Annotated in this window: 19 protein-coding genes; 16 read left to right on the forward strand and 3 right to left on the reverse strand. The window is 44.4% G+C overall.

The window, feature by feature from the left end:
• Window positions 1–27 precede the first annotated feature (27 nt).
• The 16 genes from U0R10_RS01440 (at window position 28) to U0R10_RS01515 (ending at window position 22,691) form a co-directional block, all read left to right on the forward strand.
• Complete coding sequence (locus U0R10_RS01440) at window positions 28–2,862, forward strand: PQQ-dependent sugar dehydrogenase (RefSeq protein WP_377981901.1); 2,835 nt, start codon at window positions 28–30, stop codon at window positions 2,860–2,862.
• Between the two features lie 57 nt (window positions 2,863–2,919).
• Window positions 2,920–4,218: a glycoside hydrolase family 88/105 protein gene (locus U0R10_RS01445; protein WP_377981902.1), complete on the forward strand. Its 1,299-nt coding sequence runs from the start codon at window positions 2,920–2,922 to the stop codon at window positions 4,216–4,218.
• Window positions 4,219–4,238: 20 nt separating this feature from the next.
• Window positions 4,239–4,616, forward strand: coding sequence for a hypothetical protein (locus U0R10_RS01450; protein WP_377981903.1), 378 nt, complete (start codon window positions 4,239–4,241; stop codon window positions 4,614–4,616).
• A 62-nt stretch (window positions 4,617–4,678) separates the two neighbouring features.
• Entirely contained in the window at window positions 4,679–7,003 is a 2,325-nt protein-coding gene (locus U0R10_RS01455) for a TonB-dependent receptor domain-containing protein (RefSeq protein WP_377981904.1), read from the forward strand.
• Window positions 7,000–8,130, forward strand: coding sequence for a hypothetical protein (locus U0R10_RS01460; protein ID WP_377981905.1), 1,131 nt, complete (start codon window positions 7,000–7,002; stop codon window positions 8,128–8,130). The genes U0R10_RS01455 and U0R10_RS01460 overlap by 4 nt, the downstream gene beginning before the upstream one ends.
• Window positions 8,131–8,179: 49 nt before the next feature.
• Window positions 8,180–8,944 (forward strand): 2-dehydro-3-deoxy-D-gluconate 5-dehydrogenase KduD, encoded by a 765-nt coding sequence (gene kduD, locus U0R10_RS01465; protein ID WP_377981906.1) that lies wholly within the window; start codon window positions 8,180–8,182, stop codon window positions 8,942–8,944.
• Window positions 8,945–9,079: 135 nt separating this feature from the next.
• Complete coding sequence (locus U0R10_RS01470; RefSeq protein ID WP_377981907.1) at window positions 9,080–10,243, forward strand: glycoside hydrolase family 88 protein; 1,164 nt, start codon at window positions 9,080–9,082, stop codon at window positions 10,241–10,243.
• A gap of 153 nt (window positions 10,244–10,396) precedes the next feature.
• Window positions 10,397–11,920: a bifunctional phosphoribosylaminoimidazolecarboxamide formyltransferase/IMP cyclohydrolase gene (gene purH, locus U0R10_RS01475; protein ID WP_377981908.1), complete on the forward strand. Its 1,524-nt coding sequence runs from the start codon at window positions 10,397–10,399 to the stop codon at window positions 11,918–11,920.
• Between the two features lie 94 nt (window positions 11,921–12,014).
• Window positions 12,015–13,982: a DNA topoisomerase (ATP-hydrolyzing) subunit B gene (gene gyrB, locus U0R10_RS01480; RefSeq protein ID WP_377981909.1), complete on the forward strand. Its 1,968-nt coding sequence runs from the start codon at window positions 12,015–12,017 to the stop codon at window positions 13,980–13,982.
• 4 nt (window positions 13,983–13,986) lie between these two features.
• Window positions 13,987–14,205, forward strand: a complete 219-nt coding sequence (locus tag U0R10_RS01485; protein WP_377981910.1) for a hypothetical protein — start codon at window positions 13,987–13,989, stop codon at window positions 14,203–14,205.
• Window positions 14,206–14,207: 2 nt separating this feature from the next.
• A complete protein-coding gene (gene ppk1 / locus U0R10_RS01490) occupies window positions 14,208–16,490 on the forward strand; it encodes a polyphosphate kinase 1 (RefSeq protein ID WP_377981911.1) in 2,283 nt (760 codons plus the stop codon).
• Window positions 16,491–17,729 (forward strand): NupC/NupG family nucleoside CNT transporter, encoded by a 1,239-nt coding sequence (locus U0R10_RS01495; protein WP_377981912.1) that lies wholly within the window; start codon window positions 16,491–16,493, stop codon window positions 17,727–17,729.
• Window position 17,730: 1 nt separating this feature from the next.
• The gene (gene dnaG / locus U0R10_RS01500) at window positions 17,731–19,686 is read left to right on the forward strand and encodes a DNA primase (protein WP_377981913.1); all 1,956 of its coding nucleotides are present in this window, start codon (window positions 17,731–17,733) and stop codon (window positions 19,684–19,686) included.
• 20 nt (window positions 19,687–19,706) lie between these two features.
• On the forward strand, window positions 19,707–20,216 hold the full coding sequence (locus U0R10_RS01505) for a hypothetical protein (protein ID WP_377981914.1): 510 nt from the start codon (window positions 19,707–19,709) through the stop codon (window positions 20,214–20,216).
• A gap of 71 nt (window positions 20,217–20,287) precedes the next feature.
• Complete coding sequence (locus tag U0R10_RS01510) at window positions 20,288–21,172, forward strand: hypothetical protein (RefSeq protein ID WP_377981915.1); 885 nt, start codon at window positions 20,288–20,290, stop codon at window positions 21,170–21,172.
• Between the two features lie 4 nt (window positions 21,173–21,176).
• A complete protein-coding gene (locus tag U0R10_RS01515; protein WP_377981916.1) occupies window positions 21,177–22,691 on the forward strand; it encodes a vanadium-dependent haloperoxidase in 1,515 nt (504 codons plus the stop codon).
• Window positions 22,692–22,812: 121 nt separating this feature from the next.
• Here U0R10_RS01515 and U0R10_RS01520 read toward each other — a convergent pair whose 3' ends face one another.
• The 3 genes from U0R10_RS01520 to U0R10_RS01530 are packed head-to-tail and all read right to left on the reverse strand — an operon-like array spanning window position 22,813 to window position 26,169.
• Window positions 22,813–23,865, reverse strand: coding sequence for a sugar phosphate isomerase/epimerase family protein (locus tag U0R10_RS01520; protein WP_377981917.1), 1,053 nt, complete (start codon window positions 23,863–23,865; stop codon window positions 22,813–22,815).
• A gap of 12 nt (window positions 23,866–23,877) precedes the next feature.
• Window positions 23,878–25,023, reverse strand: a complete 1,146-nt coding sequence (locus U0R10_RS01525; RefSeq protein WP_377981918.1) for a Gfo/Idh/MocA family protein — start codon at window positions 25,021–25,023, stop codon at window positions 23,878–23,880.
• Between the two features lie 6 nt (window positions 25,024–25,029).
• A complete protein-coding gene (locus U0R10_RS01530) occupies window positions 25,030–26,169 on the reverse strand; it encodes a Gfo/Idh/MocA family protein (protein ID WP_377983003.1) in 1,140 nt (379 codons plus the stop codon).
• Window positions 26,170–26,354: the final 185 nt, after the last annotated feature.

Below are 26,354 nucleotides of genomic sequence, written 5' to 3' on the forward strand. Positions count from 1 at the left end.
TTGTAAAATAATAAATCTAGACTTACCATGAAGCAATTTTTACTAGCCATTTCGCTAGCATGTACCTCGCTCGCAGCTCTTGCGCAAGCTCCCGATGAAAATCGTTTTGTTAAGTCGGTACTCGTAGACAAACTCGACGAGCCGATGGAATTTACATTTTTACCCGACGGACGCATCGTGTTCGTGGAGCGTAAAGGTGAAGTCAAACAATACGATCCTGCGACTGGAATCACGAAGTCAATCGGGAAGATCGTGACGAATACGAAATACACCAACCGCGCGGGCCAAGTGCGCGAAGCCGAAGAAGGTGTGATGGGTGTAATCGTAGATCCTAATTTCAAAGAAAATCACTGGTTGTATATCTATTATGCACACCCGAAAGAGGCCAAACACGTGTTGGCCCGTATGGAGTTGAAGGAAGAGCAATTGTTGATAGACCAACAAAAAATCGTTCTTGAAGTTCCTACGCAGCGTGAGGAATGCTGCCACACCGGTGGAGGTATGGTGTTCGACAAGGCAGGAAATTTATTCTTGACGGTTGGTAATAACACGAGTAACAGCAACTCAGACGGCTATGCGCCGATCGACGAACGTCCGGGTCAAGCCTATTGGGATGACCAACGGGGTGCTTCGAACACGAATGATTTGCGTGGAAAAATCTTACGTATCCATCCAGAGAAAGATGGTTCATATACGATTCCAAAAGGAAACTTATTTGCAGCAGGAACGCCAAAGACACGTCCTGAAATCTACACGATGGGTCACCGTAATCCATGGAGACCAAGTTTAGATTCAAAAACTGGATTTTTGTATTGGGGTGAAGTGGGTCCAGATGCTTCGGTAGACTCGGAAAAAGGTCCACGCGGCTATGATGAATTTAACCAAGCAAAAGGTCCCGGATATTTCGGTTGGCCTTATTTCATCGGAAATAACCAAGCCTATGCCGATGTGAATTTTGAGACATTAGCGATCGGACCGAAATTCAATCCAGCAGCTCCTGTGAATGAATCACCGAACAACACGGGTTTACGCGAATTGCCTCCAGCAACGAAGGCGATGATTTGGTATCCGTATGGTACTTCGGAAGAATTCCCATTAGTGGGTTCATCGGGACGTTCGGCAACAGGTGGTCCGGTATATCACCGTTCTGATTTTCCCAATGCTAAGCGTCCTTTTCCATCGTACTATGAAGGCAAATGGTTGATCGTTGAATTCATGCGTGGCTGGATTATGGCCGTAACGATGGATGAAAATGGTAATTATAAATCAATGGAACGCGTTATGCCAAACACAACCTTCGGTTCTGCGATCGATATGGATTTCAGCCCAGAAGGTGATTTATATGTATTGGAATATGGATCTGCGTGGTTTAGAGGAAATGAGAATGCGCGTTTGGTGAAGATAGAATACCAAGGAGGAAATCGTAAGCCGGAGGTTATGGCGACTGCAGCTAAAAAAGCAGGTTCCGCTCCATTTGCGACGACACTTTCTTCGGAAGGAACAAAAGATGCCGATGGCGATAAGTTGACCTACACATGGACCGTGAAAAAAGCGGGGAGGTTTGTTAAAAACTTATCTGGTGAAAAAGCAACGTTGAGTTTAAAGGATGCTGGAAAGTATGAGGTTACTTTGAAAGCGACAGATGCAAAAGGCGCTAGCAATTCAGCTGCTTTGGAAATCTTAGTGGGTAACGAAGCTCCGGTTGTTGACATCGATTTCGAAGGAGCCAACAAATCGTTTTACTTCGCAGATTCAGCACCGAAATACAAGGTGAAGGTGACGGATAAGGAAGATGGCGAATTAGAAAAAGGTATCGCTCCGGAATCAGTAGCGGCGACGTTAGACTACATTCCATTCGGATATGACCCGATCGAAATGTCGCAAAGTCACCGCAAGGCGGATTCAGATTTATTTGCTTCTGCTGGTTTGCGATTGATCAATAAGAGCGATTGTAAGTCATGTCACCAGTTGAACTTGCGTTCCGTAGGACCGAGCTACAACGAGGTTGCGGTAAAATACAAAGGACAAAACGTCATCGACCAATTAGCTGATAAAGTGATTGCCGGTGGTATGGGTGTTTGGGGCGAGCATGCGATGTCGGCACACCCTGCCATCTCCAAAGCTGACGCGAAGCAAATGGTGTCCTACATCATGAGTTTAAGCGAGCCAAAAGCTTCCAATAAAATTGCGGTAAAAGGTGAGCTAGCTTTAGTCAAGCCAGAAGGTCAAAAATCATCGAAAGGTGTTTTCGTCGTTCGTGCGACGTATGTGGATAAGGGTAACAAGAAAATTGCTCCAGTTCAAGCGGAGAAATGGGTATTCTTACGTGCACCACAATTGGACGTTGAAAAAGCGGATGTAACCAAAGGTATCATGCAATTGATTACACCGGGTCGGTCAACCAACATGGTCGGTCAAAATCCACACTTAGGGTATAAAGGTTTGGATTTAACAGGAATCTCGACGATCGAAATTGCTGCGACTGCGCAAGCGCGTGCGAATGCGACAGGTGGGGTGATTGAAATCCGTTTGGATTCACCTACGGGACCGGTGATTGGTAAAACAAATCCGTTTGAGGTTGCTCAAGGTGGATTTGGTGGACCGCCACCAGCTGCGGCAACGCCAGGAAAAGGAGCTCCACTAGGAACACCGGTAGCAAATGCGGCACCTGCAGCAGCACCGGCGGGAGCGCCAGCTGGGGCACCTGCTGGGGCACCACGTCGAATGAATGCGCCATCAGCTCAAAAAGTAGCGATTACATCTACTGCTGGGGAACATGACGTGTATTTTGTGGCGGTAAATCCGAAGGCGGCAGACCAACAAATCGTCGTGCAGATCCAAGGAATTGAAATGAAAAAATAGTTTGCTTAAAGTAGTTCAAGGGCTTACGTGTCTTTACGATGCGTAAGCCCTTTTTTTATGCGTATTACTTTTGTTTTCCTGCTCATTTCCTCGAGCCTATTCGCTCAGAAAAATATTACTGCCGCATCAGACGCGACCGCGCCTTTGCATGCGTTACAGGCGGATTATCCAACCCGATACGGCGCCGCGAAACCGGAGGAGGTACTCTCGGTCGTAAACCGTGTGTTTTCCTACTTAGAGGTGGCTACGCCAAATCAATTTGTCAATAAAACGACGGGGGCTGTTTGGTCTCCAGGCCAAGCATTCGAAGATCAAACCGTTTTCTCCAAAGGAGATTTCCGACCGATCTCCTACGAATGGGGTGTCACCTATTCGGGGATGTTGGAGCTTAGCCGCATCACCGGTTCCCCGCAATACAAAAATTACGTATTCAATCGCTTGAACTTGATTGCCTCAGCGATTCCGGCCGCGCAGAAAAATGATGCCAAACATGTATTGCATGGCTTAATCCATCCGCGTGCGTTAGATGATATCGGGGCGATGGGAATGGCCGTCATTAAGGCCAAAAAGGCAGGTTTTTCAACCGACATGTCCTTCGTCACTAAACGCGCATCCGATTTTATCTTGAAAGAAGAACACCGTTTACCGGACCGAACGCTCGTTCGTATACGTCCGCTTCACCACACGATGTGGCTAGACGATGTCTATATGGCCATTCCCGCGCTATTGCAATTAGGTGAATATGACGAAGCGGTATTTCAGTTTAATTCCTATCGCAAGCGCATGTTTAATCCTACTTTGAATATCTACATGCATGGGTATTTAGTAGATGCGGAGGAACATCCGGAATTTCACTGGGCGCGTGCAAATGGTTGGGCGTTGTTAACCAATGCCGAAATACTCGAGTTTTTACCGGCCAATCATCCGGCCCGACCAGAAATCTTGAAGCAGTTAAAGCTGCATCTAAAAGGCTTGATGTCCTACCAAGATGGGACGGGTTTTTGGCATCAATTGATAGATAAAAATGACTCGTATTTAGAAACATCCGCTACCGCCATTTATACCTATGTCATGGCTAAGGGAATGAATATGGGTTGGCTTGATCCCAAAACCTATGGCCCCGCAGCGCTGTTAGGTTGGAACGCTGTCGCCTCTAGCGTGAATGAAAAGGGCCAGGTAGAAGGAACTTGCGTGGGAACGGGTTTAGCTTGGGATCCGGCGTTCTACTATCACCGACCGATTTCCCCGTTTGCCGCGCATGGCTATGGTCCTGTTTTATTGGCTGGTTCGGCGATCATGGAATTGGTAAAAAATAAAAATTACCAAATCAATGATTCGGCGGTGCATTTGAATTAATCTTGGTCTATCTTTGCACCGTGAAATCCGTAATCGCACTCTTGTTGTTTGTTGCCATGCAGCTTCCCTTGATGAATCAATGGGGCGCTGTCGCATACTACCGGGTCAATCAGGATTACATCGCAAAAAATCTTTGCGAAAATCGGGACAAACCGATGCTGGATTGTAACGGTCAATGTTACTTAGCCAAGCAGTTAAAAGCCGCGGAAGAGAAAGAGCAAAAATCTAACTCGGAGCGTTTGGAGAAAATGCCTGAAGTCGTTTTGGCTTTTCAGGCAATCCAACCTATTTTTAGTGCATCATTCGTTCAAGTACCCGTAGCTGAAGATCATTTCGCTACCCCTGCCTTTGTTCTTTCAGGCGATTCTAAAGGCCTTTTCCACCCACCTCGAGCTTAATTAATTTGATTTATTTACCTGCAATTTTCATTGTGGGCATTATTCATTTTAATTAACAATTCATGAAAAATATCTTATTATTCATGGGCTTGCTGCTTTCGTTTGTAGCAAATGCCCAACAAAATACCGTGAAGGTATTAAATGCGATTACGAATGAACCTATCGTAGGAGCCTCGTTAAAACAAGGTTCAAAAATTATAGCCATTTCCAATGAACGCGGCGAATTCAAATTAACATCCGTAACTGGGGAGTTTGAGGTTTCTAGTTTGGGATTTGCGACACAAAAGGTCAACCAATTGAATGTCCCGATTTTCCTGGAGGAAGCTTCACAAAATTTAGATGCCGTGGTAGTGACTGCATCCCGACAAGCTGCGACGCGAGCAGAAACGCCGGTGGCGATTCATAAAATTGGTTCAGCCTTAATCCAAGACACACGCGCGATTCAATTAACAGAGTTAATCAATAAGGTCCCCGGCGTCGTTATGTTGAACTACAACAATGAGCAACATGGGATGGGAATTCGTTTTCCCTTTGGTACCAGCGCCTACTTTTTATACTTAGAAGATGGCTTGCCGCTACGTCCTTTGGGTGTTTTTAATCACAATGCCTTGATTGAGTCGAATATTTTAGGCCTAAATTCCATTGAAATTATCAAGGGGCCTGCTTCCTCATTATATGGTCCTGAGGCTGTAGGAGGAGCGATTAACTTAATTACTAAAACTGCTCCAGGAATTCCGACCGCCCAGATTGGATATCAAATGGACCATTGGGGATACGGACGCATGCAATTCACTGCGGGCGCGCAATTGGGAAAGAAATGGTCCGTTATGACAGGTGGGTATGTTGCTCGCCAACAAGGATCTTGGGCTTCCAATTCAGATTTCGATAAGACTTCTGTCAATGTGCGTTTGGATTATCAGTTTACTCCGAATACCAAATTATGGGGTTCATTTGCCTATAACGACTATTTTTCGCAAACAGGCGGTAATATCGATAGCACCGGTTTTTATTCGCGTACTTACAAAAGTCCTGCCGACTTCACCTACCGGGCTTCTTTTTCATCTCGTTCGCGTTTGACGCTAGAGCATCAGTGGAGTAAAAAGTCGAATTCTAGTGTAACGGCATTTTACCGGGATAATGCATTAGGTCAAAATCCATCTTACTTGATTTCATGGGCTCCACCTTCGCTCAGTGCGTCTGGTCAAATAAATGAAAATAGCTTTCAAAGTTTTGGAATCATGGGCCAGCACAATCAGTCATTTGAATTTCTCAATTCAAAGTTGGTAGCCGGTTTTTTACTAGATCGCTCACCCAATGACTATTGGGCTTATCGAATAAATTTAAATGCCACTTTGAGGCCAGATAAACGTTCAGTTGAAAAATTTACAATCAAGGAAGTGTTGCCCACGAGCTTTTTGAGCAATTATTCGGCACTTATTTGGAACAAAGCAGCCTATGCGCAATTTGATTTACAACCTGTTGACAAACTGCGTGTTTCCTTAGGCGGTCGCTTTGATCAAATGTCGTTTGATTACACGAATTTTATAGATAAATCGACTGGCTCTAAAAACTATGCACAGTTTTCGCCTAAGTTGGGGCTTACCTACGAGGCTAGCAGGAACGTTGGTTTTTACGGCAACTTCTCCAAAGGATTTGCGCCACCAGCTTTGTCTGCCGTCTTCCGTCCAAGACCAGCTGCACAAGCTACGGCAACCGGGGAGAAATTTTATTTAAGCATTGACCCAGCCGTTTTCACCAATTATGAAGTAGGCGGTTGGGCTTCCTTGTTCAACAATAAACTCTATTTCGATTATACTTTTTATCGTTTAGAGGGCAATAATGAGTTATTGGGCATTCGCCAACCAGACAATACGACTGATTTTCAGTCGGCAGGAAAGACCCTGCACGAGGGTATCGAATATCAAATTACGTACCGGCCAACCGATGCTTGGAATTTTCGATTTAGCGGAACGAATGCGAAACATACCTTTGTTGATTTTGTGTTAAGTACGCGTGCTTCCGATGCTTTAAAAAATGTGAATGGCAAAGAAATGCCGCAGGCGCCTAATTTCATTGCAAATTCGGAGGTCACCTATAAATATAAAGGCGCGCGCATCGCATTAGAGTGGCAACGAATTGGTCCTTGGTTCGAGAATCAAGTCAATACGCGGAGATATGAAGGTGCGTCCGTATTTAATTTACGAACAGGATACAATTACAAAGCTTACCAGGTATTTGTCAATGTATTGAATCTTGGGGATGCCTTATATGCTTCCGCGGCTACCCGGGGAAATAACCCAACCGACAGAGCGACCTATGCGCCTGCTCCACCACGCACGTTTGTGTTAGGTGTTCAAATTGATGTATTTCAACTATTCAAAAAATGAAAAAACTAATCCTTTTGCTCGTTTTCTTTGCGCAATTTGCTTATGCGCAAACGGTATCAAATCCTGCTAATCAGGCCTTGGACCCATCTTTTGCTGTGAAATCCAACAGTGATATTGTTTTGTCTTGGGTTGAGAAATCAGCCAATGGAGTATTGTTTTTTCGAAAAGTCAATCAGGGGCCTGCCGAGCAGGTCCCTATTGATAAAAAGGCCTCGACACATGCGGAAGGTATGCCGAAATTGGCCTATAAAGCTGATGGAACCTGTGTGTTGTTGTATGAAATGAATCGGCCAACGGCTGCGTCTCGTTTTAATGGGGATTTGTTGTACGCGATGGAGGTGAATGGAGTTTGGCAAAAGCCTCAATACATTCACAAAGACACGGCAGCAGGGTTGAGTCATTCGTTTGGTAAGATTATTTCTTTGCCCAATGGGGAAGTGGGAGCATATTGGTTGGATGTCAAAGTTGGCCCTAAAGGTCGTACGTTGGTAACAGCCACGACAAGTCCGGGTCAGGGATTTGGTGAAATGAAAATTTTGGATCGCCAAACCTGTGAGTGTTGTCGGATCGATGCCTTAGCCGATGCGAAAGGAAACGTGGATGTGATCTACCGTGATTTGAATGACAAGGGGGAGCGTGATATGGGTTATGTACACTCGTCGGATTTTGGGAAAACGTATACGGAATCGGTGCCTTTATATGAAGACCATTGGAAAGTAAATGCCTGTCCGCATGCAGGTCCGTCATTGGTACGTGGTGCGAAAGGCTTAGAGGCGGCTTGGTATACGGGTGCCGAAGGGTCTTCGGGTGTCAAATGGGCCTATCAGGCCAATAAAAAGATGATTTTACATTTGACGGGAGATAAAATTCGGATGCCCCAATTAGCTTCAAATCCGAAAGGGGAGACGGCCTTGGTGTATGCCGAAATTAAGCAGGAGGGTGAGCGATACTATAAGCAGATTGGCTTAATTGTTAAGGATGCCAAAGGAAATTTGAAGAAATCGTTTGTATCCGATCCAGCTTATGATTGTTCGTATCCTGCGATCAAATGGAATGGAAAATCGTGGGTGATTGCCTATGAGGCGCTGAAGGATTCCCAACAAGTAATTCACGTGATTGAGAAATAAGCATGAGTAAAAAAGCAGGGTTATTGGCTTATTACTCCAAATGAATAATATGCAGCAAACATTTGATTTAAGCGGTAAGGTCGCGCTCGTGACCGGATGTAAAAAAGGGATCGGGATGGCGATGGCGATCGGGCTCGCGGAGGCAGGTGCGGATATCATCGGAGTTTCGGCTTCTTTAGAATTAAATGGATCTGCCATTGAAAAGGCTGTCACGTCCTTAGGGCGCAAATTTGAGGCGTATCAAGCGGATTTTTCGGACCGCGAATCTTTGTATGATTTCATCAAAGCCGTCTTGCGGGATTATCCACGTATCGACATTTTAGTCAATAATGCAGGGACTATTTTACGCGATCCGGCGGCGGAACATTCCGATGAATATTGGGATGAGGTGATGGAGGTCAATCTGTCGTCTCAGTTTATTTTGAGTCGGGAAATCGGAAGAACGATGTTGGCCCATGGTTCTGGAAAAATCATTTTCACTGCGTCTTTATTAAGTTTTCAAGGAGGCATCAATGTGCCAGGTTATGCGGCCAGCAAAGGTGGAATTGCACGTTTGACGATGGCGCTGGCCAACGAGTGGGCGAGCAAAGGCATTAATGTCAATGCGATTGCTCCTGGATATATTTCCACAGATAATACCACCGCCTTACGGGAAGATAAGGAGCGGAGTGCCTCCATTTTGGGACGTATTCCAGCGGGCCGTTGGGGTGAACCTAACGACTTCAAAGGTCCTATCGTTTTCTTAGCTTCAGAGGCTTCTAACTATGTGCACGGAACGATTCTGACGGTAGATGGCGGTTGGATGGGACGCTAAAAGTCCGAAGGGAAATAGTCCGAAGGCGAACTTTTTATTCAATAAATAACCTTTACATGCATTTAAATATTCATTAATTTTTGACAAATTCACTTCGGACTACGGACTCTTTTCCTCCGGACTAATTTCACCTCTATGAAAAACCTTATCCTAATCGCCCTTCTGGCACCGATAGCTGTTTTTGCGCAAAAAATCGATGTCAACAAACAATTCAAATTAGCCGAGCAACAATATCAACGGATGTTGGTAGCACAGCCAGATACATCCGTGACCGTGCACTCAGCAAATCACGATGGAACGTATCGGAATATGCCGTCTAAGTGGTGGTGTTCTGGATTTTTCCCGGGTGGATTGTGGCAATTATACGAGCGTTCAAGAGATCCGCAATGGGAGAAAGCAGCACGTTTATGGACGGCAGCTGTGAAGAAAGAACAGTATAATACGGGTACCCATGATTTGGGATTTATGATGTTTGATTCGTTTGGCAATGGCTTACGCTTAACAAATGATCCAGCTTATAAAGCTGTATTAATTCAATCTGCCAAGTCTTTGGCGACTCGTTTTGATCCCAATATTGGTTTAATCAAATCTTGGAATGGCTTCAAAGGAGGATATAAATATCCGGTGATCATCGATAACATGATGAATTTGGATCTATTGTTTTGGGCTTCTAAGGAGACCGGAGATCCGCGTTTTCGTCAGATTGCGTTAACGCATGCCGACAATACCATGAAGCATCATTTTCGTCCCGATAATTCGAGTTACCATGTGATTTGTTATGATGTGGATGGAAAGGTATTGGCGAAAAAACAACATCAAGGATACCAAGACGAGTCTTGTTGGACTCGCGGACATGCTTGGGCGATGTACGGGTATGTGGAAATGTACCGGAATACGAAAGATAAAAAGTACTTGGATTTCGCACAAAAGATTTCAGATTACTACTTAAATCACCCGAATTTGCCTGCTGATAAAATTCCATATTGGGACTTTTATGCTCCCAATATCCCGAACGAAGAGCGCGATGCTTCGGCAGGTGCGATTGCCGCGTCAGCGTTGCTTGAATTGAGTACCTATTCAGGTCAAAAAGGTAAGCGTTACTATGCAGATGCCGTGAAGATGTTGGAGTCATTATCAAGTCCTGCATATCGTGCGGCATTGGGTGAGAATAACAACTTCTTGATAAAACATTGCGTAGGCGCTAAATCCTTGAATTCGGAGATCGATGTGCCCCTAATTTACGCGGATTACTACTATTTAGAGGGATTGTTGCGTTACGAGAATTATACTAAAAAATAGTTTTCCCCGTTGAGCTTTGGCAAACCATCCAGGTTTGCCAAAGCTAAGTAAAAGGCTTTCCCGCGCTCATAAATCCCTGACTAAAGCCACGAAAATGGCTTGCCAAAGCAGCGCATAATGTGTACATTTGTGGCTTCATTTTTATTAAGCCCCATGTCAGTTAAGAAAATCCAATCTGCCCTCATTTCAGTTTATTACAAAGATGGCCTTGCGCCGATTATCCAAGAACTTCACAAGAACGGAGTAACCCTATATTCCACCGGTGGAACCCAATCATTTATTGAAGATTTAGGCATTCCAGTAATTGCCGTGGAAGACTTGACGGGCTATCCATCCATCTTTGGTGGACGTGTGAAAACCTTGCACCCGAAAGTGTTTGGTGGAATTTTACACCGTCGTGATTTGCAGGAAGATGTAGATGTTGCGAAGCAATATGACATCCCCGCATTGGATTTGGTGATGGTTGACCTATATCCGTTTGAAGAAACGGTGGCATCTGGAGCTTCAGATGAGGATATTATCGAGAAAATTGACATTGGTGGTATCTCCCTAATTCGTGGAGGTGCGAAAAATTTCAACGATGTATTAATCGTTTCTTCGCGTGATCAATACGCCGAAGTATCAGCGATTTTTGCGGCACATGGTTCTGCTTCAACTACGTTAGAGGAACGTAGACGTTTCGCAGGAAAAGCATTCCAAGTTTCATCCCATTACGATGGAGCGATCCAACGGTATTTTGCGGGAGAAGCAGCTGATTTGGCTAATTATACGAGCTTGCCAGCGAGTGGGTTGAGGTATGGAGAGAATCCGCACCAACAAGGCACCTTCTACGGAGATTTGTCGGCCTTGTTCGATAAACTTCACGGCAAAGAATTATCGTATAACAACCTAGTAGACGTGGATGCGTGCATTACCTTATTAGATGAATTTAATGAGACAGCTTTTGTGATCATCAAGCACATGAATGCGTGCGGTGTGGCAACAGGCCAAACCGTGAAAGAAGCCTACGATAAGGCATTGTCTTGTGATCCAGTTTCGGCTTTTGGTGGCGTATTGGCTACGAATAACGAAGTGGATAAAGCAGCGGCGGAATCAATCAACCCATTGTTCTGTGAAATCTTAATTGCGCCTTCATTTACAGCGGAGGCGTTGGAGATTTTGCAAACCAAAAAGAATCGCATTTTATTGAAGCGTAATGCGGTGGAATTCCCTAAGAAAATGTTCAAGACCTTGTTGAATGGGGTTTTGGAGCAAGATAAAGATTTAGTGACGGAAGGGATATCTGACTTCAAAACAGTGACAAAACGTGTTCCTACAGACGAGCAGAAGCGGGCATTGGCATTTGCTTTAAAGATTTGTAAGCATACGAAATCAAATACGATTGTGTTAGCGAACGATGGTCAATTATTAGCATCCGGTGTAGGTCAAACATCACGCGTGGATGCCTTGAAGCAGGCGATTGAAAAAGCGAAAGAATTTGGGTTTGATTTGAATGGCGCGGTTATGGCATCCGATGCATTTTTCCCTTTCCCAGATTGCGTAGAGATCGCTGGAAATGCAGGTATTGTTGCCGTAACGCAGCCAGGAGGATCAATCAAGGATCAAGATTCCATCGCCTATTGCGATGCGCATGATATGGCCATGGTTATGACGGGAATTCGTCACTTCAAGCATTAGGATTTTTCAGTTAAAAATTTTATTTTTAAGGCTAGGAATAAACAAGTAATCACGGGTGAAGCAATGAGCTCGTTCAACACATTTAAATTACACTATGTCAGAAGCACAAGATACATCAGCTCAAGATCGGGCAAATTATGGTGCAGATAATATTCAAGTATTAGAGGGTTTAGAGGCGGTTCGTAAGCGTCCATCCATGTACATCGGTGATACCGGCTTCAAAGGTCTACATCACTTGATTTGGGAAGTTGTCGATAACTCCATTGACGAGGCGCTTGCCGGTCATTGCGACAAGATCAAAGTAACCATCAACACAGATAATTCCATTTTAGTCGAAGATAACGGTCGGGGTATTCCTACGGGCATGCACACCAAAGAAAAGCGTTCCGCTTTAGAGGTGGTTATGACGGTACTTCACGCGGGTGGTAAGTTTGACAAAGACACATACAAAGTTTCTGGAGGTCTTCACGGGGTGGGGGTTTCCTGTGTGAATGCCTTGTCGACAGATTTAAAAGTGACTGTACACCGGGAGGGTAAAATTTTCCAACAAGAATATAAGATTGGTGTTCCGCAATATCCTGTAAAGGAGGTGGGGGATACAGATCGTACGGGTACATCGGTTTTGTTCAAACCAGATGATACGATTTTTACCGTAACCGAATATAAATACGATACCGTTGCGGGTCGTTTACGTGAGTTATCTTTCTTGAATGCGGGTATTCGTGTGCAATTGACAGATTTACGTGAATTAGACGAGGAAGGTAATGCACGCACTGAAGAGTTTTTCTCTGAAGGTGGTTTGCGTGAGTTTGTGATGTTCTTGGATTCAACGCGTGAGCCATTGTTGACCGAGCCTATCTACATGGAAGGTGACAAAAACGGTGTACCCGTTCAGGTGGCCATGATGTACAATACGTCCTATACCGAGAATGTGGTTTCGTATGTAAACAACATTAATACCATCGAAGGTGGAACGCACGTAGCGGGTTTCCGTGGCGCGTTAACACGTACGTTGAAAAACTACGCCGACAAATCAGGTGCCCTAGAGAAATTGAAAATCGATATCGCAGGGGATGACTTCCGCGAAGGATTAACGGCTGTTATTTCAGTGAAAGTAGCTGAGCCGCAATTCGAAGGTCAAACAAAAACAAAATTAGGTAACGGTGAGGTTTCAGGTGCTGTTTCGGCAGCCATGTCAGACATGTTGGAATCTTGGTTAGAAGAGCATCCAAAAGAAGCACGCCAAATCGTTGCCAAAGTAATCTTAGCTGCGCAAGCACGTCACGCAGCCCGTAAGGCCCGTGAAATGGTTCAGCGTAAAACGGTTTTGGGCTCTAACTCATTGCCAGGTAAGCTAGCCGATTGCTCCGATAATGATCCAGAAACGTGTGAGATCTACCTTGTCGAGGGAGACTCTGCGGGTGGTACGGCAAAACAAGGCCGTAACCGTGCATTCCAAGCGATTTTGCCATTACGTGGTAAGATTTTGAACGTAGAGAAAGCGCAAGAGTATCGTATCTACGAAAACGAAGAGATTAAGAATATGATTACCGCATTGGGCGTTTCCTTCGGAAAAGATGGCGACGAACGTGCGTTGAACATGGATAAATTGCGTTACCACAAAGTGATCATCATGACCGATGCGGACGTTGACGGTAGTCACATTCGTACGCTTATTTTAACATTCTTCTTCCGCTACATGCGGGAGTTAGTGGATCGTGGATGTATTTACATCGCGCAGCCGCCGTTGTATCAGGTGAAAAAAGGCCAACAAGTTCGTTACGTGTGGACGGAAGATCAGCGGACGCTTGCGATTCAAGAATTAGCTGGAGGGGGTAAAGAGGAGAGCGTAGGAGTTCAGCGTTATAAGGGTCTTGGAGAGATGAACGCGGAGCAATTGTGGGAAACTACGATGAATCCAGAGTCGCGCACCTTGAAGCAAGTAACGGTGGAGTCCGCAATCGAAGCAGATTTATTGTTCTCGATGTTGATGGGTGATGAAGTAGCTCCGCGTCGTGACTTTATTGAAAAAAATGCCAAATACGCGAAGGTAGACGTTTAGCCCGATGGAGTTTGATTTCAAATCCTATCATTTGCGTGGCATACACGCGACTACGGAAGCGGAGAAACGATCGATTAATCAAGAGTTAAAAGATCTTTACGATTCCTTAACCGTAGAGGAAAAACGAATATTTAATTTGGAGCTTCAGAAGTTCTTGGCGACAGAAATGGGCCGACTGAGTTCTGATTATGAAGCGATCAAAAACCAAATTCCCCAAGCGTAATCATGAGTGATTCAAGATTAGATAAAATTATCAAAGCGTCAGAAGATTCCCCAAACGGGAATCTTTTGTCGTTCCTGCAGCCTAAAAATTGGAAGGTCAATTTGGTCGCACCACGTGATGCGGCAAGGAAATTAGAAAAGTCGGCACAAAAGGCGCAAGACACGATTGCCAAGTCTCGCTATATTTCCCGTGACATTTCGTGGTTGAAGTTTGATGAGCGGGTTTTGGATCAAGCACGTGATACCTCGAAAAGTTTATTCGATCGCCTGAAATTTCTGGCAATTACAGCCTCTAATTTGGATGAGTTCTTTACCATTCGAATGGGTTCTTTGTATAATTACATTGATTTCGGAAAGGAGCGTACCGATTATTGCGGGCTTCGTGAAACGCAATTTAAGCAGGCATTAATCACAACGGCCAAAGAATTTAGCGTCGAAAAACACCGCTTATTTATCGAAGAAATTTTACCATTGTTCCCAGAGAATGGCTTGTGCCTTGCCTCACTCGAGGATTTGACAGAGGAGGAAATTGCGGATGTGGGCATGTATTTCAATCGGACCATTTACCCGATGTTGACACCCATGGTCTTTGATCATACGCATACGTTCCCCAGTTTACTGGCAAAAACCCTGATTTTTGGGGTGGTGACGGTAGGGTTTTCCGATAAGAAAAATACAAAGGGGAAAGCGGAGAAGGATCGTAAGATTTCTTTTGTTCAGATTCCATTAAACTTAACGCGCTTTTATGTAATCGAGCGTGACGACAAGGTGCTTTTCTTGTCTATTGAAAAAATCATCAGACATCATCTGCAGATTTTATACCGTAACGTTGAAATCGAATCAACTTCCTTATTCCGGATCACGCGGAATGGTGATTTTGATGTGGTGGAGCATGAAGATGCAGAGACGGATTTCGTGGATGAAATCAAGAAGAAAATCAAAGACCGTCGCCTAGGCCGTGTTACGCGAGTTGAAGTGGAATCAGAGCATTCTGAATTCCTACTAGGCGAAATGTTGAAGCGCTGGAATTTAGACCAGTCGGACATCTTCGTCAAAAGATCCATCTTAGATTTTACCGCCTTTTGGCAAATCTTAAAGTATCCCGATTTTAAATCGAAACTGGCACCTAATCCAGCCGTCGTTCCCCCGCTGGGGTTAAAGTCGGTGAACATCAACGACATCTTCGAGACGATGAAGCGGGGTGATATATTATTACATCACCCGTACAATAATTTTGAGCCGGTTATTCAACTACTGGAGCAGGCTGCTGAAGATCCACATGTTCTAGCGATTAAGATTACGCTATACCGGATTTCGAAAAATTCGCGCATTGCAAGTGCGTTGTTGCGTGCGGCTGAACAAGGCAAACACGTTTCGGTACTCTTTGAAGTGAAGGCGCGATTTGATGAGGAAAACAACATTCGGGAGGCTACTAGGTTGCAAAAAGCAGGCTGTTTTGTGATTTATGGTATTCCGGGTTTGAAAACGCATACCAAATTATTGCAAGTCATTCGCAATGAGGGGACACATGTGATGAGCTATGCACATTTGTCATCCGGAAATTACAATGAGGATACGGCGAAGTTGTATACCGACTTAGGTTTGCTAACAACCGACTCGCGTATCACCCAAGATATTTCGGAGTTTTTTAATGTCATTACGGGGCATTCAATGCCTACACATTATGAGCATTTAATAACGGCTCCGCGCGATATGCGTAATCGGTTGATCGAAATGATCAATCAAGAAATTGCAAATCATGCGCAAGGTTTGGCTTCGGGAATTTGCTGGAAGATAAATTCATTACAAGATTTAGATACAATTGAGGCATTGTATAAAGCTTCGCAAGCCGGTGTTCCAGTCTTGTTGATTATTCGCGGAATTTGCTGTATTCGACCTCAGCGCGCAGGTTTATCAGAAAATATATTCATCAAATCGATCGTGGGTAATTACCTCGAGCATTCGCGTCTCTATTATTTCCACCGTGCTGGCGAACCTAAGGTATATGGTGGATCAGCGGATGTGATGGTGCGCAGCTTTGACCGTCGGATCGAATCACTTTTCGAACTAGTGAATCCGCGTGCCAAATATATGGCTATTACCATTTTAGATTGGAACTTACGAGATACCGTGAATTCCTACGAAATGCAAGAAGATGGGACCTATTGGAAGGTCGCGAGCGATGAGCCGTTTAATATTCACAAGGAGTTTTATAAAATCAATGAGGAAGATTTGATTGAAGAGATTACATTTGCAAACTACACCAACAACCTTACAACAAAATAAATGGAGAGATTTACAGGTTTATTAGGTATCGTTCTGATTTTGGGCGTGTCCTATTTAATGTCTAATAACCGGAAAGCAATTAATTACCGCACCGTGGGGGTTGGTTTATTATTACAAGTTGCGCTTGCCGTTTTTATATTAAAAACAGAAACGGGTCAAGCGACTTTTCAATGGTTAGGCGATTCGATTAATACGTTATTAGGCCAAGCCGATAAAGGGGCTCAATTTGTTTTTGGTTCTTTAGTTGACCGTAAATTAATGACCCAGGCATTCGGTGCGGGTAATGATTATATCTTCTTTTTCAAGGTAGTCCCTACCATCATTTTTGTGGCGGTTTTAGTGAATATGTTCTATCACATGGGCGTATTGCAGCGTGTGGTTTCGACCATGGGTAAGGGCGTACACTGGTTGATGGGCGTCAGTGGCGCGGAGGCGCTTTCGAACGTGGCATCTACGTTTGTGGGTCAAGTGGAGGCTCAAATCATGATTAAGCCTTATTTGAAAAACATGACAAATTCGGAGCTGATGGCCTCGATGACGGGATCATTTGCTTGTATTGCCGGAGGAGTTATGGCGGTTTATATTTCATTAGGCGTGCCTGCGGCGTATTTGTTAGCCGCTAGTTTAATGGCTGCTCCGGGTGCCTTAGTGATTTCAAAAATCATGTTTCCTGAGACTGAGAAGTCTGAAACGGAGGGTATGGTTAAAATGGAAATTACAAAGACACATGCCAATTTAGTTGACGCAATCGCGGCGGGAGCCAGTGAAGGATTAAAAGTGGGGTTGAATGTGATTGCCATGTTGATCGGTTTTATTGCCTTAATTGCGTTAGTTGACCTAGGTTTAGGCCAAATAGGCAACTGGATCAACTTACCAGAATTATCCATGAATTTAATCTTAGGAAAAGTATTTTCTGTGTTTGCATTTGCGATGGGCGTTCCATCTCAGGATGTGGAAGTGGCGGGAGCTTTGATGGGAAAGAAAATGGTGGTGAATGAATTTGTGGCTTACTTAGATATGGTGAAATTGAAGGATACCTTGGATCCAAAAACTATTGCCATTACTAGCTTTGCGTTATGTGGATTTGCTAACTTTTCATCCGTTGCTATTCAGATTGGGGGGATTGGTGAATTAGCACCATCGCGTCGTTCTGACCTGGCGAAATTAGGCTTTAAGGCCTTGATTGCGGGGACACTAGCTTCTTATTTATCAGCCACTTTAGCCGGATTATTATTGTAATATGCGCATTGATCCCGAAACCGTTGAGCGAATTAAGCAAACGGCTGCTGTGGCAGACGTGATCGGGGATTATGTGACTATCAAGAAAAAGGGAGCCAATTATTGGGCTTGTTGTCCGTTTCACGGCGAGAAAACGCCTTCGTTTTCAATCTCACCGAGCAAGGGAATTTATAAATGTTTTGGTTGTGGTAAGGCCGGTGATTCTGTCCGCTTTATCATGGATATTGAGGGGCTTGGCTATGGTGAGGCGCTGCGGCATTTAGCTAAAAAATACGGCATCGATATTCAGGAGGAGGAGATGACGGATGATCAGCTTCAGCGTCAAAATGAGCGTGAGAGTTTATTGATCATGCTCGAGTTCGCCAAAGAATTTTTCAAAAAACAATTATTGGATTCCGAGGAAGGGCGTTCGATCGCATTGCCATATTTCAAGGAACGTGGATTTTCGGACGCTACCATACAGGCTTTTGATTTAGGTTATAGTCCAGAGGGATGGGATGTGTTCTTGAAAACAGCCCTAAAACAGGGATTTAGCCAGGAAATTATTGAGAGGGCGGGTTTAGTGACCAACAAAAACGATGAAGGGAAAGTCTATGATCGATTCCGAAATCGGGTTATTTTTCCCATTCACAGTGTGGCAGGAAAGGTGATTGCCTTTGGTGCACGTATTCTAAAGTCAGACGCAAAGAACCAAGCGAAATACCTTAATTCACCTGAAACCGAAGTTTATCATAAATCGGCCGTTCTCTATGGAATCGCGCAGGCGAAGAATGAAATTCGTCAAAAGGATGTCTGTTATCTCGTGGAAGGATATACCGACGTCATTTCTTTACATCAGGCGGGTATCAAAAATGTGGTTGCTTCTTCTGGTACCTCATTAACCATTGAGCAAATCAAGTTGATTGCGCGGTTTACCAATCACGTAACAGTACTTTATGATGGTGATTCAGCGGGTATTAAAGCCGCCTTGCGTGGGATGGATTTAATTCTTGAGGAAGGATTGCAGGTAAATCTGGTGGTCTTCCCAGAAGGACAGGATCCTGATTCCTATGTGCGTTCAATCGGTAGTGAGGCATTTATTGAATACATTCAAAAAGAAGCGCGGGATGTGATTTCGTTCCAGGCGAATCTTTTTATGAAGGAAGCTGGCGACGATCCATTTAAAAAAGCGGAGCTTATTAAAGAGATGGTCCAAAGTATTTCTAAAATACCGGATGCCATCCAGCGGAGTTTATTCATCCAAAAAACGTCTCAAATGATGCGTTTGGAGGAAGACGTGTTACTCGCTGAAATGAATAAGATTCATTTGAAGAAGATGAATCAGCGGTCGGCAGGATCTGCGCCTCAAAGTATATCTCCGCAAAACGAGGTAGATATGAACGCGCTTTTTGCAGCCGAAGAGGAAGCTCCTGCGGAAGTTCAGAGTCTAGCTTTTTACCAAGAATCGGAGTGCATTCGTTTGCTGGTGAATTTCGGTCATTTGGAAGTAGATCCGGAAAAAGCACCCGGACATACCTTAATGGAATATTTGTTGCACGAGTTAGAAGATGTGAAATTTCAGACGCCCTTGTTTATCGAGATTTTGGGGATATGCCAACAGGAGTTTGCATCGAAGCGTGTGCCAGGTCCTGAGTTTTATTTACATCATGGCAATGAGGAGATTCAGCGATTTGCGATTGATGTGTCGTCTGATAAACATACACTTTCTTCTGTTTGGAAAGATAGGCATGAGATTCGCGTACGGGAAGACCATGAGATGTTAGAGGATTTAGCCTACAAAAATGTCTTGCGTTTGCGAAAAGTATACAATGATCAGCAGCTGCAGGATGTGATGGAGCGTATGGAAAAGTACGCGGGTGATCGCAATGATATGAATGATTTGTTGCTTGAATTCATCACATTGAAGGAAATTCAGAAAAATATTTCCCAGGAATTAGGTACAGTTATTGAAAAATAGCCTATTTTTGACAGGTTAAAATGAAAAGAATCCTCTCCATATTGCTATTTTTCGTGCTGCTATATCAAGCAGGCGGATTTGCATTAAGCTATTTGGCGAGTGATCAAGATCATTTTGTAGCAGGGGAGACCATCACGGTCGAAATGCCTATTTCATTGCCTTATGCAACGGATTGGGATGTTCCTCAAGAAGTTTCGGGTGAGATTCAACAAGGAGATAATTTTTATCAGATGAAGGACCAACAGGTCATTGATGGTAAATTGGTTACCACCTTGGTTTCAGATCAAAGTGCCCGGGATCGATTCTTTGATTTAGCTGCTCAGGTGAATGAGCACATGTCGGACCAACCGGAGAAGGCGCCTGCTAAGTCTAAATTAATCAATACCTTAGTGAAAGAATATTGTTCTCATGCGTCTGCATGGGTTCTTTATATTATGGAATGGCCTGCTAGTTCTTCAGAGCCTGCTCATTCCGTTTTACCTACTACAGCGATTTCCGCTGATTTCTTCTCGCCTCCGAGGCAAGCTTAATTTTTTCGATACTCTTTTGTTTTGAAGGTCTATAGGCCTTTGAAATCGTACGTGTATTTTAAAATTTAAGCATGAAAAAATTCTTCCTCTTGCTTTGTCTTACACTGATTGTGGGACAAGTTGCCATGGCTCAAATGCCGCATGATGGCATTTATATGAATAAAAGATTAGCCTGTGGGGCCGTTAGCTACGGTAATGCCTCATGGACGCATTATTGGGAAAATCAATTGTTTCGGGATAACCCGAATATCGGTCGGCTGACCACAGAATCCGCCATGGCGATGTTGGCCTACGGAATCACCAAAAAGCTGAACGTCATTGCCGCGGTTCCCTATGTACGCACACATGCGTCACAAGGAAATTTGATGGGTCAATCTGGACTTCAGGATGCTTCTCTTTGGCTAAAAGCCAAAGGGTATTCTGCTCATGGCCTTACCTTACATGGCGTATTAGGTGTGAGTGTCCCTGTGTCAAACTATGTGCCTGACTTCATGCCCATGTCCATCGGGATTGGGTCAAAGGCGTTCATCACGCGTGGTATTGTTACGTATGCATTACCTAAGAATTTGTATGCGAATGCATCGATTGCTTACCAAATGCGTAGTAACGTGCAAGCAGATCGTGATGGGTATTTAGCCGGGGATCGCTTTTACAATACGTCGGATGTAGCTGTTCCAGATGCATTTGATGCCGCGTTCCGCGTAGGTTATTTGAAAAAGGATAATCAGTTGGAGCTTTTTGCGGAACACTTTTCATGTGTCGGTGGTGATCACATTCGTCGGAACGACATGCCATTTATGACGAATGACATGACGATGACTTCGATGGGTTTGTATGGAAAATACCAACCGAAAAAGGTCGGTGTTAATGCGCGTGCGGCGTATGTCGTGGCGGGTCGCAATGTGGGGCAAACCTTGAGTTTGTCCGTGGGTGTTTTGTACCAATTCAACTTATAATTCGATGAAATTTATATATACATTTTTAGCTTTATTTTTGCTTGCCTCTTGCACAAAAGAGGTTGATTTGGAGGTCGACAGACCTTATGTTCCGTCTAATTTAGATGTGAGTGCGGGTGCATGGAAAACATTTGTAAGCTCTTCTGCTAACGTGGCTGCACCTCGTTTGGTTACGGATGAAGCGTATTTGAAGGAGATTGATTCATTGAAAAAGGTGGTTATTCCTTCCTTGACAACTGCTCAAAAAACAGCTATTCAATATTGGGGAGCAGGTGCTGTGTTACGTTGGAATGAGATTGGTCGGGAATTAGCCGCACGGTATAATCAACCTCCTGCAGCTAATTCGGTGGGTATTTATCCGGTACCTAATCCCGCGGATCCGTTGGCAGATCCACGTTTTCCATTTGCAAATCCACCGTATACCGCACGTGCTTTGGCTTATTTAAGTGTGGCACAATACGATGCCTTAGTGGCCGCATGGAAGTTTAAATATCAGTATAATCGGAAGGCTCCTTATGAAGTGGACGCTTCGATTAAACCCTTATTGCCTGTAAGTACTTTACCTGCATATCCTTCGGAGGATGCCGTCGTTGCCCAGGCGAGTTATGTGATTTTGTTGGCCATGTTTCCAGGTGAGGGGCCATTTTTAGCTCAAAAATTAGCTGAGGCGAAAAATGTTCGTTTATGGGCTGGGATGAATGTGGGCTCGGATGTATCAGCAGGAGCTTCTTTAGGCGCAACGGTAGCCGCGCAGGTGATGGCGCGTGCGAAGACGGATGGCATGAGTATGGCTAATGATCAATCGATCGTTCCAGCTTTACTAGCCAATTCTAAGTCATTGGGTTTTGTAAACCCATGGGCAAGCCAGGAAATTCCGGCGCGTCCACCGATGTTACCCAATTATGGTACGGTAAAAACATGGAATTTTGATCAAGCTACGATGATTTCAATTCGTCCAGCCATTCCATATTTGGAGGGTTCTGCCGAATTCAAGAAGGATATGGCTGAGTTGGAAGCCATCAATAAGAATCAAACGCGTAATCAAGCGGCGATTGCCAACTACTGGGCGGATGGACCCGGTTCGTATACGCCTCCAGGACATTGGCATCGGTATGCAGCCAAGGCGGGTGTGGAAGCTAAATTTTCGGAAGTGCGCATGGCACGCATGTTTGCCTATGTGGGTACCGCCTTAATGGATGCCGGGATCGCTTGTTGGGATACCAAATATTTCTACTGCAGCCCTCGTCCACAACAATTCGGACTGAAAACATCCGTAGGACTTCCTAATTTCCCGGGATATACCTCAGGCCACTCGACCTTTTCGTTTGCTGCGGCAACGGTCTTAGGTTCATTTTTTCCCGCCAAAGCTAGTTTGTTTTCGGGCTATGCGCAGGAAGCGTCTGAATCTCGGGTATACGGTCTGATTCACTTTCGAGTTGATTGTTCTATGGGAGGGAAGCATGGAAAGGTTATTGGAGATTTTGCGGTTAAGCGTGCGCAAATGGATGGTGCGCAGTAGGTAAGTATGCAAGCATGGCTTGTATTTCAAGTGGTTTTCCTGAAACGTAGCTTATCTTTTTAGTTCATAAAAAAACCCCTCATGCTCAATGCAGAGGGGTTTTTATATGGAAGGCTATAAACTATAGGCCTAAAATCTTCTTATTCAGCTCTTCATCAGCGCCCGTTCCTGCGAAATCATCGAACACTTTTTCAGTTGCCTTGATGATATGGCTTGAAATAAATGGTGCTCCTTCTGTCGCTCCTTGAACCGGATCTTTGATGCAGCATTCCCACTCGAGAACAGCCCAACCGTCATAGCCGTATTGCGTTAATTTCGAGAAGATACTCTTGAAATCCACTTGGCCATCACCTAATGAACGGAAACGTCCCGCCCGGTTGATCCAAGATTGGTATCCACCGTAAACACCTTGCTTGCCCGTTGGGTTAAACTCGGCATCTTTTACGTGGAACATTTTAATACGCTCGTGGTAGAAATCGATGTATTGTTTGTAATCTAATGCTTGCAATACAAAGTGAGACGGATCATATAGTAAGTTGGCACGCTTATGACCCTTCACCTCATCCAAAAACATCTCGAACGTCACGCCATCATGCAAATCTTCACCTGGGTGAATCTCATAACATAAGTCTACGCCACACTCGTCGAAGGTATTCAAAATTGGTAACCAACGGCGCCCTAATTCTTTAAATCCTTGCTCCACTAAACCTGCAGGACGTTGTGGCCATGGATAAACTGTATGCCACATCAAAGCTCCCGAGAATGTCGCATGTGCATTCAATCCCAAATTTTGAGAAGCCTTAGCCGCATATTTTAATTGCTGCACCGCCCACTCCGTCCGTGCCTTTGGATTCCCTTTCACAGCATCCGGTGCAAAACCATCAAATCCTAAATCGTATGCCGGGTTAACGGCTACTAATTGTCCTTGTAAGTGTGTGGATAACTCGGTGATTTGTAAGCCTTTGGCAGCCAACATCCCCACGATTTCATCGCAATAGGTTTTTGACTCTGCCGCTTTTTGTAAATCGATGCAACGTGAATCCCACGAAGGAATTTGTACGCCTTTGTATCCCAAAGACGCCACCCACGTCGTGATGCTATCTAATGAGTTGAAGGGAGCTTCATCTCCCATAAATTGTGCCAAAAATATCGCTGGCCCTTTGATCGTATTCATATTGTTAAAGGTTTAGATTTTAACCCACTTTTGTGAACGTGTTGAATCCAAGATGCGCTCGCAAATCAATAGCTCGCGGTATCCGTCGGCAAACGTCGGGTATTTCGGATTTTCTGGCTGCTTACCCGCCTCAACAGCCGCGTAAACTTCCTTGAATAATTGCTTCGATGTATCTGAGAATCCTTCATTATGACCTCCTGGGAATGTCATTAAGGCAGTCGCTTCTGGATATGCCAAAGATGGATCGCGCATCAAGACTTGATTCGCTTGATCGCGGTTACCAATCCAGATTTCATTTGGCGCTTCTGAGTTAAACGCAAATGTTTTGTTTGATCCGGAGATTTCTAATTTCAATTGGTTTTTACGTCCCGCTGAAACTTGAGATACTGTTACACAACCACGGTTTCCATTGTCGAAACGCAATAGTACGTTGGCATGATCCTCCGTATTTATACGCACATCTGCGTAATCTTCCGGTTGCAACATTTTGCCTGAATACGTTTCCACCGGCTTCAAAGGCTTTTTACGCACCTTGTGAACCGTGTTGAAATCAGCCATAACCTCGACTGTTTTCAAGCCTGTGATGTATTCGATTACATCTAATAAGTGAGATCCGATGTCGGCAATCGCGCGTGAATCACCCGATTTATCTGGTTCTAAACGCCAGTTGTAATCTGTATTGTAGAATAACCAATCTTGTAAGTAGCTACCGATGATCGAATAAACTTCGCCCAAATCGCCTTTTTCGCGCATGGTTTTCATTTGACGTACCAACGGATAGTAACGTAAGTTGAAGTGAACCGCATTCACCAAACCTGTTTTCGCAGCCAATTCCACTAATTCCTCAGCTTCGTGCAAATCTTTCGCCAAAGGCTTCTCACAAACTACGTGCTTACCAGCTAATAAAGCGGCTTTCGATTGCGAATAGTGAAGGAAGTTGGGTGTGCAAATATGGACACATTGGATATCTTCTTGCTTTAATAAGTCTTCGAACGTATACCAACGGCCAATGCCTAATTGTTTTGCTTTCGCTTCAGCTAACTCAATCGTTACTTCACATAATGCAGCTACGTCGATATTGGGTAAGCGGCGAAGCGCTTCGATGTGTGCGGGTCCGATAAAACCGGTACCTACGATACCTACTTTAATTTTAGTCATGATCTATTATAGTTCAAATTTTGTCCATTTATTTTGGTTGTCTTTGGCCGAACGAACCACGTTCTCAATGAATGCCATACCCATAATTCCTTCGTCAATGCCTGGGAAATCATACATCGGATCTTGTGGTTTTCCAGCCCAACGCGCTCTTACTGCGAAGGCAAAGTTGCGGTAGATATTCGCGAACGTTTCTACGTAGCCTTCTGGGTGTCCGGCCGGTTGGCGCGAATGTGCATTTGCCGCTGCCGACAAATTACCCACCGCCGTACGAATCGTACGTGCACCATCGTCACGGGTACGGAAGGTTAATGTATTTGGCTCCATTTGATGCCAAGTAATACCTGCCTTGCTTCCGTAAATACGGAAATTGAAATCATTCTCTTCTCCGTTACAGATTTGTGAGCAATGTAAAACGCCTTTGGCACCGTTATTATAATGAAGCAAAATATTGCCATCATCATCTAATAAACGCCCCTCCACGAAAATTGTCAAGTCGGCACAAAGTTCCGTAATATGTAATCCGGTAATGTATTCGATTAAGTTCTCGCAGTGCGTTCCGATATCACCGATCGCTCCAGCAGCACCACAACGTTCAGGGTCTGTACGCCAAGCGGCTTGTTTTTGACCGGTAGCTTCCACTAAATCGATCAACCAGCCTTGTGGATATTCCACGATAATCTTACGAATTTCACCTAATTGACCCGAGTCTACAAGGTGTTTCGCCTCTTTGACCATCGGATAGGCCGTATAATTATGTGTTAATGCGAAGATCAACCCAGTTTTTTCAATGATTTTTTTCAGTTCTTTCGCCTCAGCCAAATTCAAAGTTGCCGGCTTATCGCAAACCACATGGAATCCATTTTCTAGTGCAAATTTTGCCGCAGGGAAATGCACGTGGTTAGGAGTAACGATGGAAACAAAGTCCATTCGCTCGCCTTCTGGCAGCTCTTTTTCCTTTAGGATCATCTCTTCATACGAACCGTATACACGGTTTTCAGGAAGATATAATGCCTCACCTGTTGCTTTGGATTTGTCTGGATTGGAGCTGAATGCGCCACAAACTAATTCGATTTCGCCGTCTAATTGTGCACCTCTGCGGTGCACGGCACCAATAAAGGCCTCGGTGCTTCCACCGATCATGCCCATTTTTAATTTTCTTCCGCGCCGACTCGCTGCAGTCGTGGATGTTCCACCTTGGATCATATGTTGATAGATTTAGATAGTCACAAAAATAGGGCTTAATTTGATTAAATTACCCTTTCTTGGGGGCAGATTTTTGTAAAATTTTCAAAATAAATCGCATTTAACGACGGAATTCAAAAATCTTTTCG

The sequence above is a fragment of the Aquirufa avitistagni genome (assembly GCF_042715545.1).
Taxonomy (GTDB): Bacteria; Bacteroidota; Bacteroidia; order Cytophagales; family Spirosomataceae; genus Aquirufa; species Aquirufa avitistagni.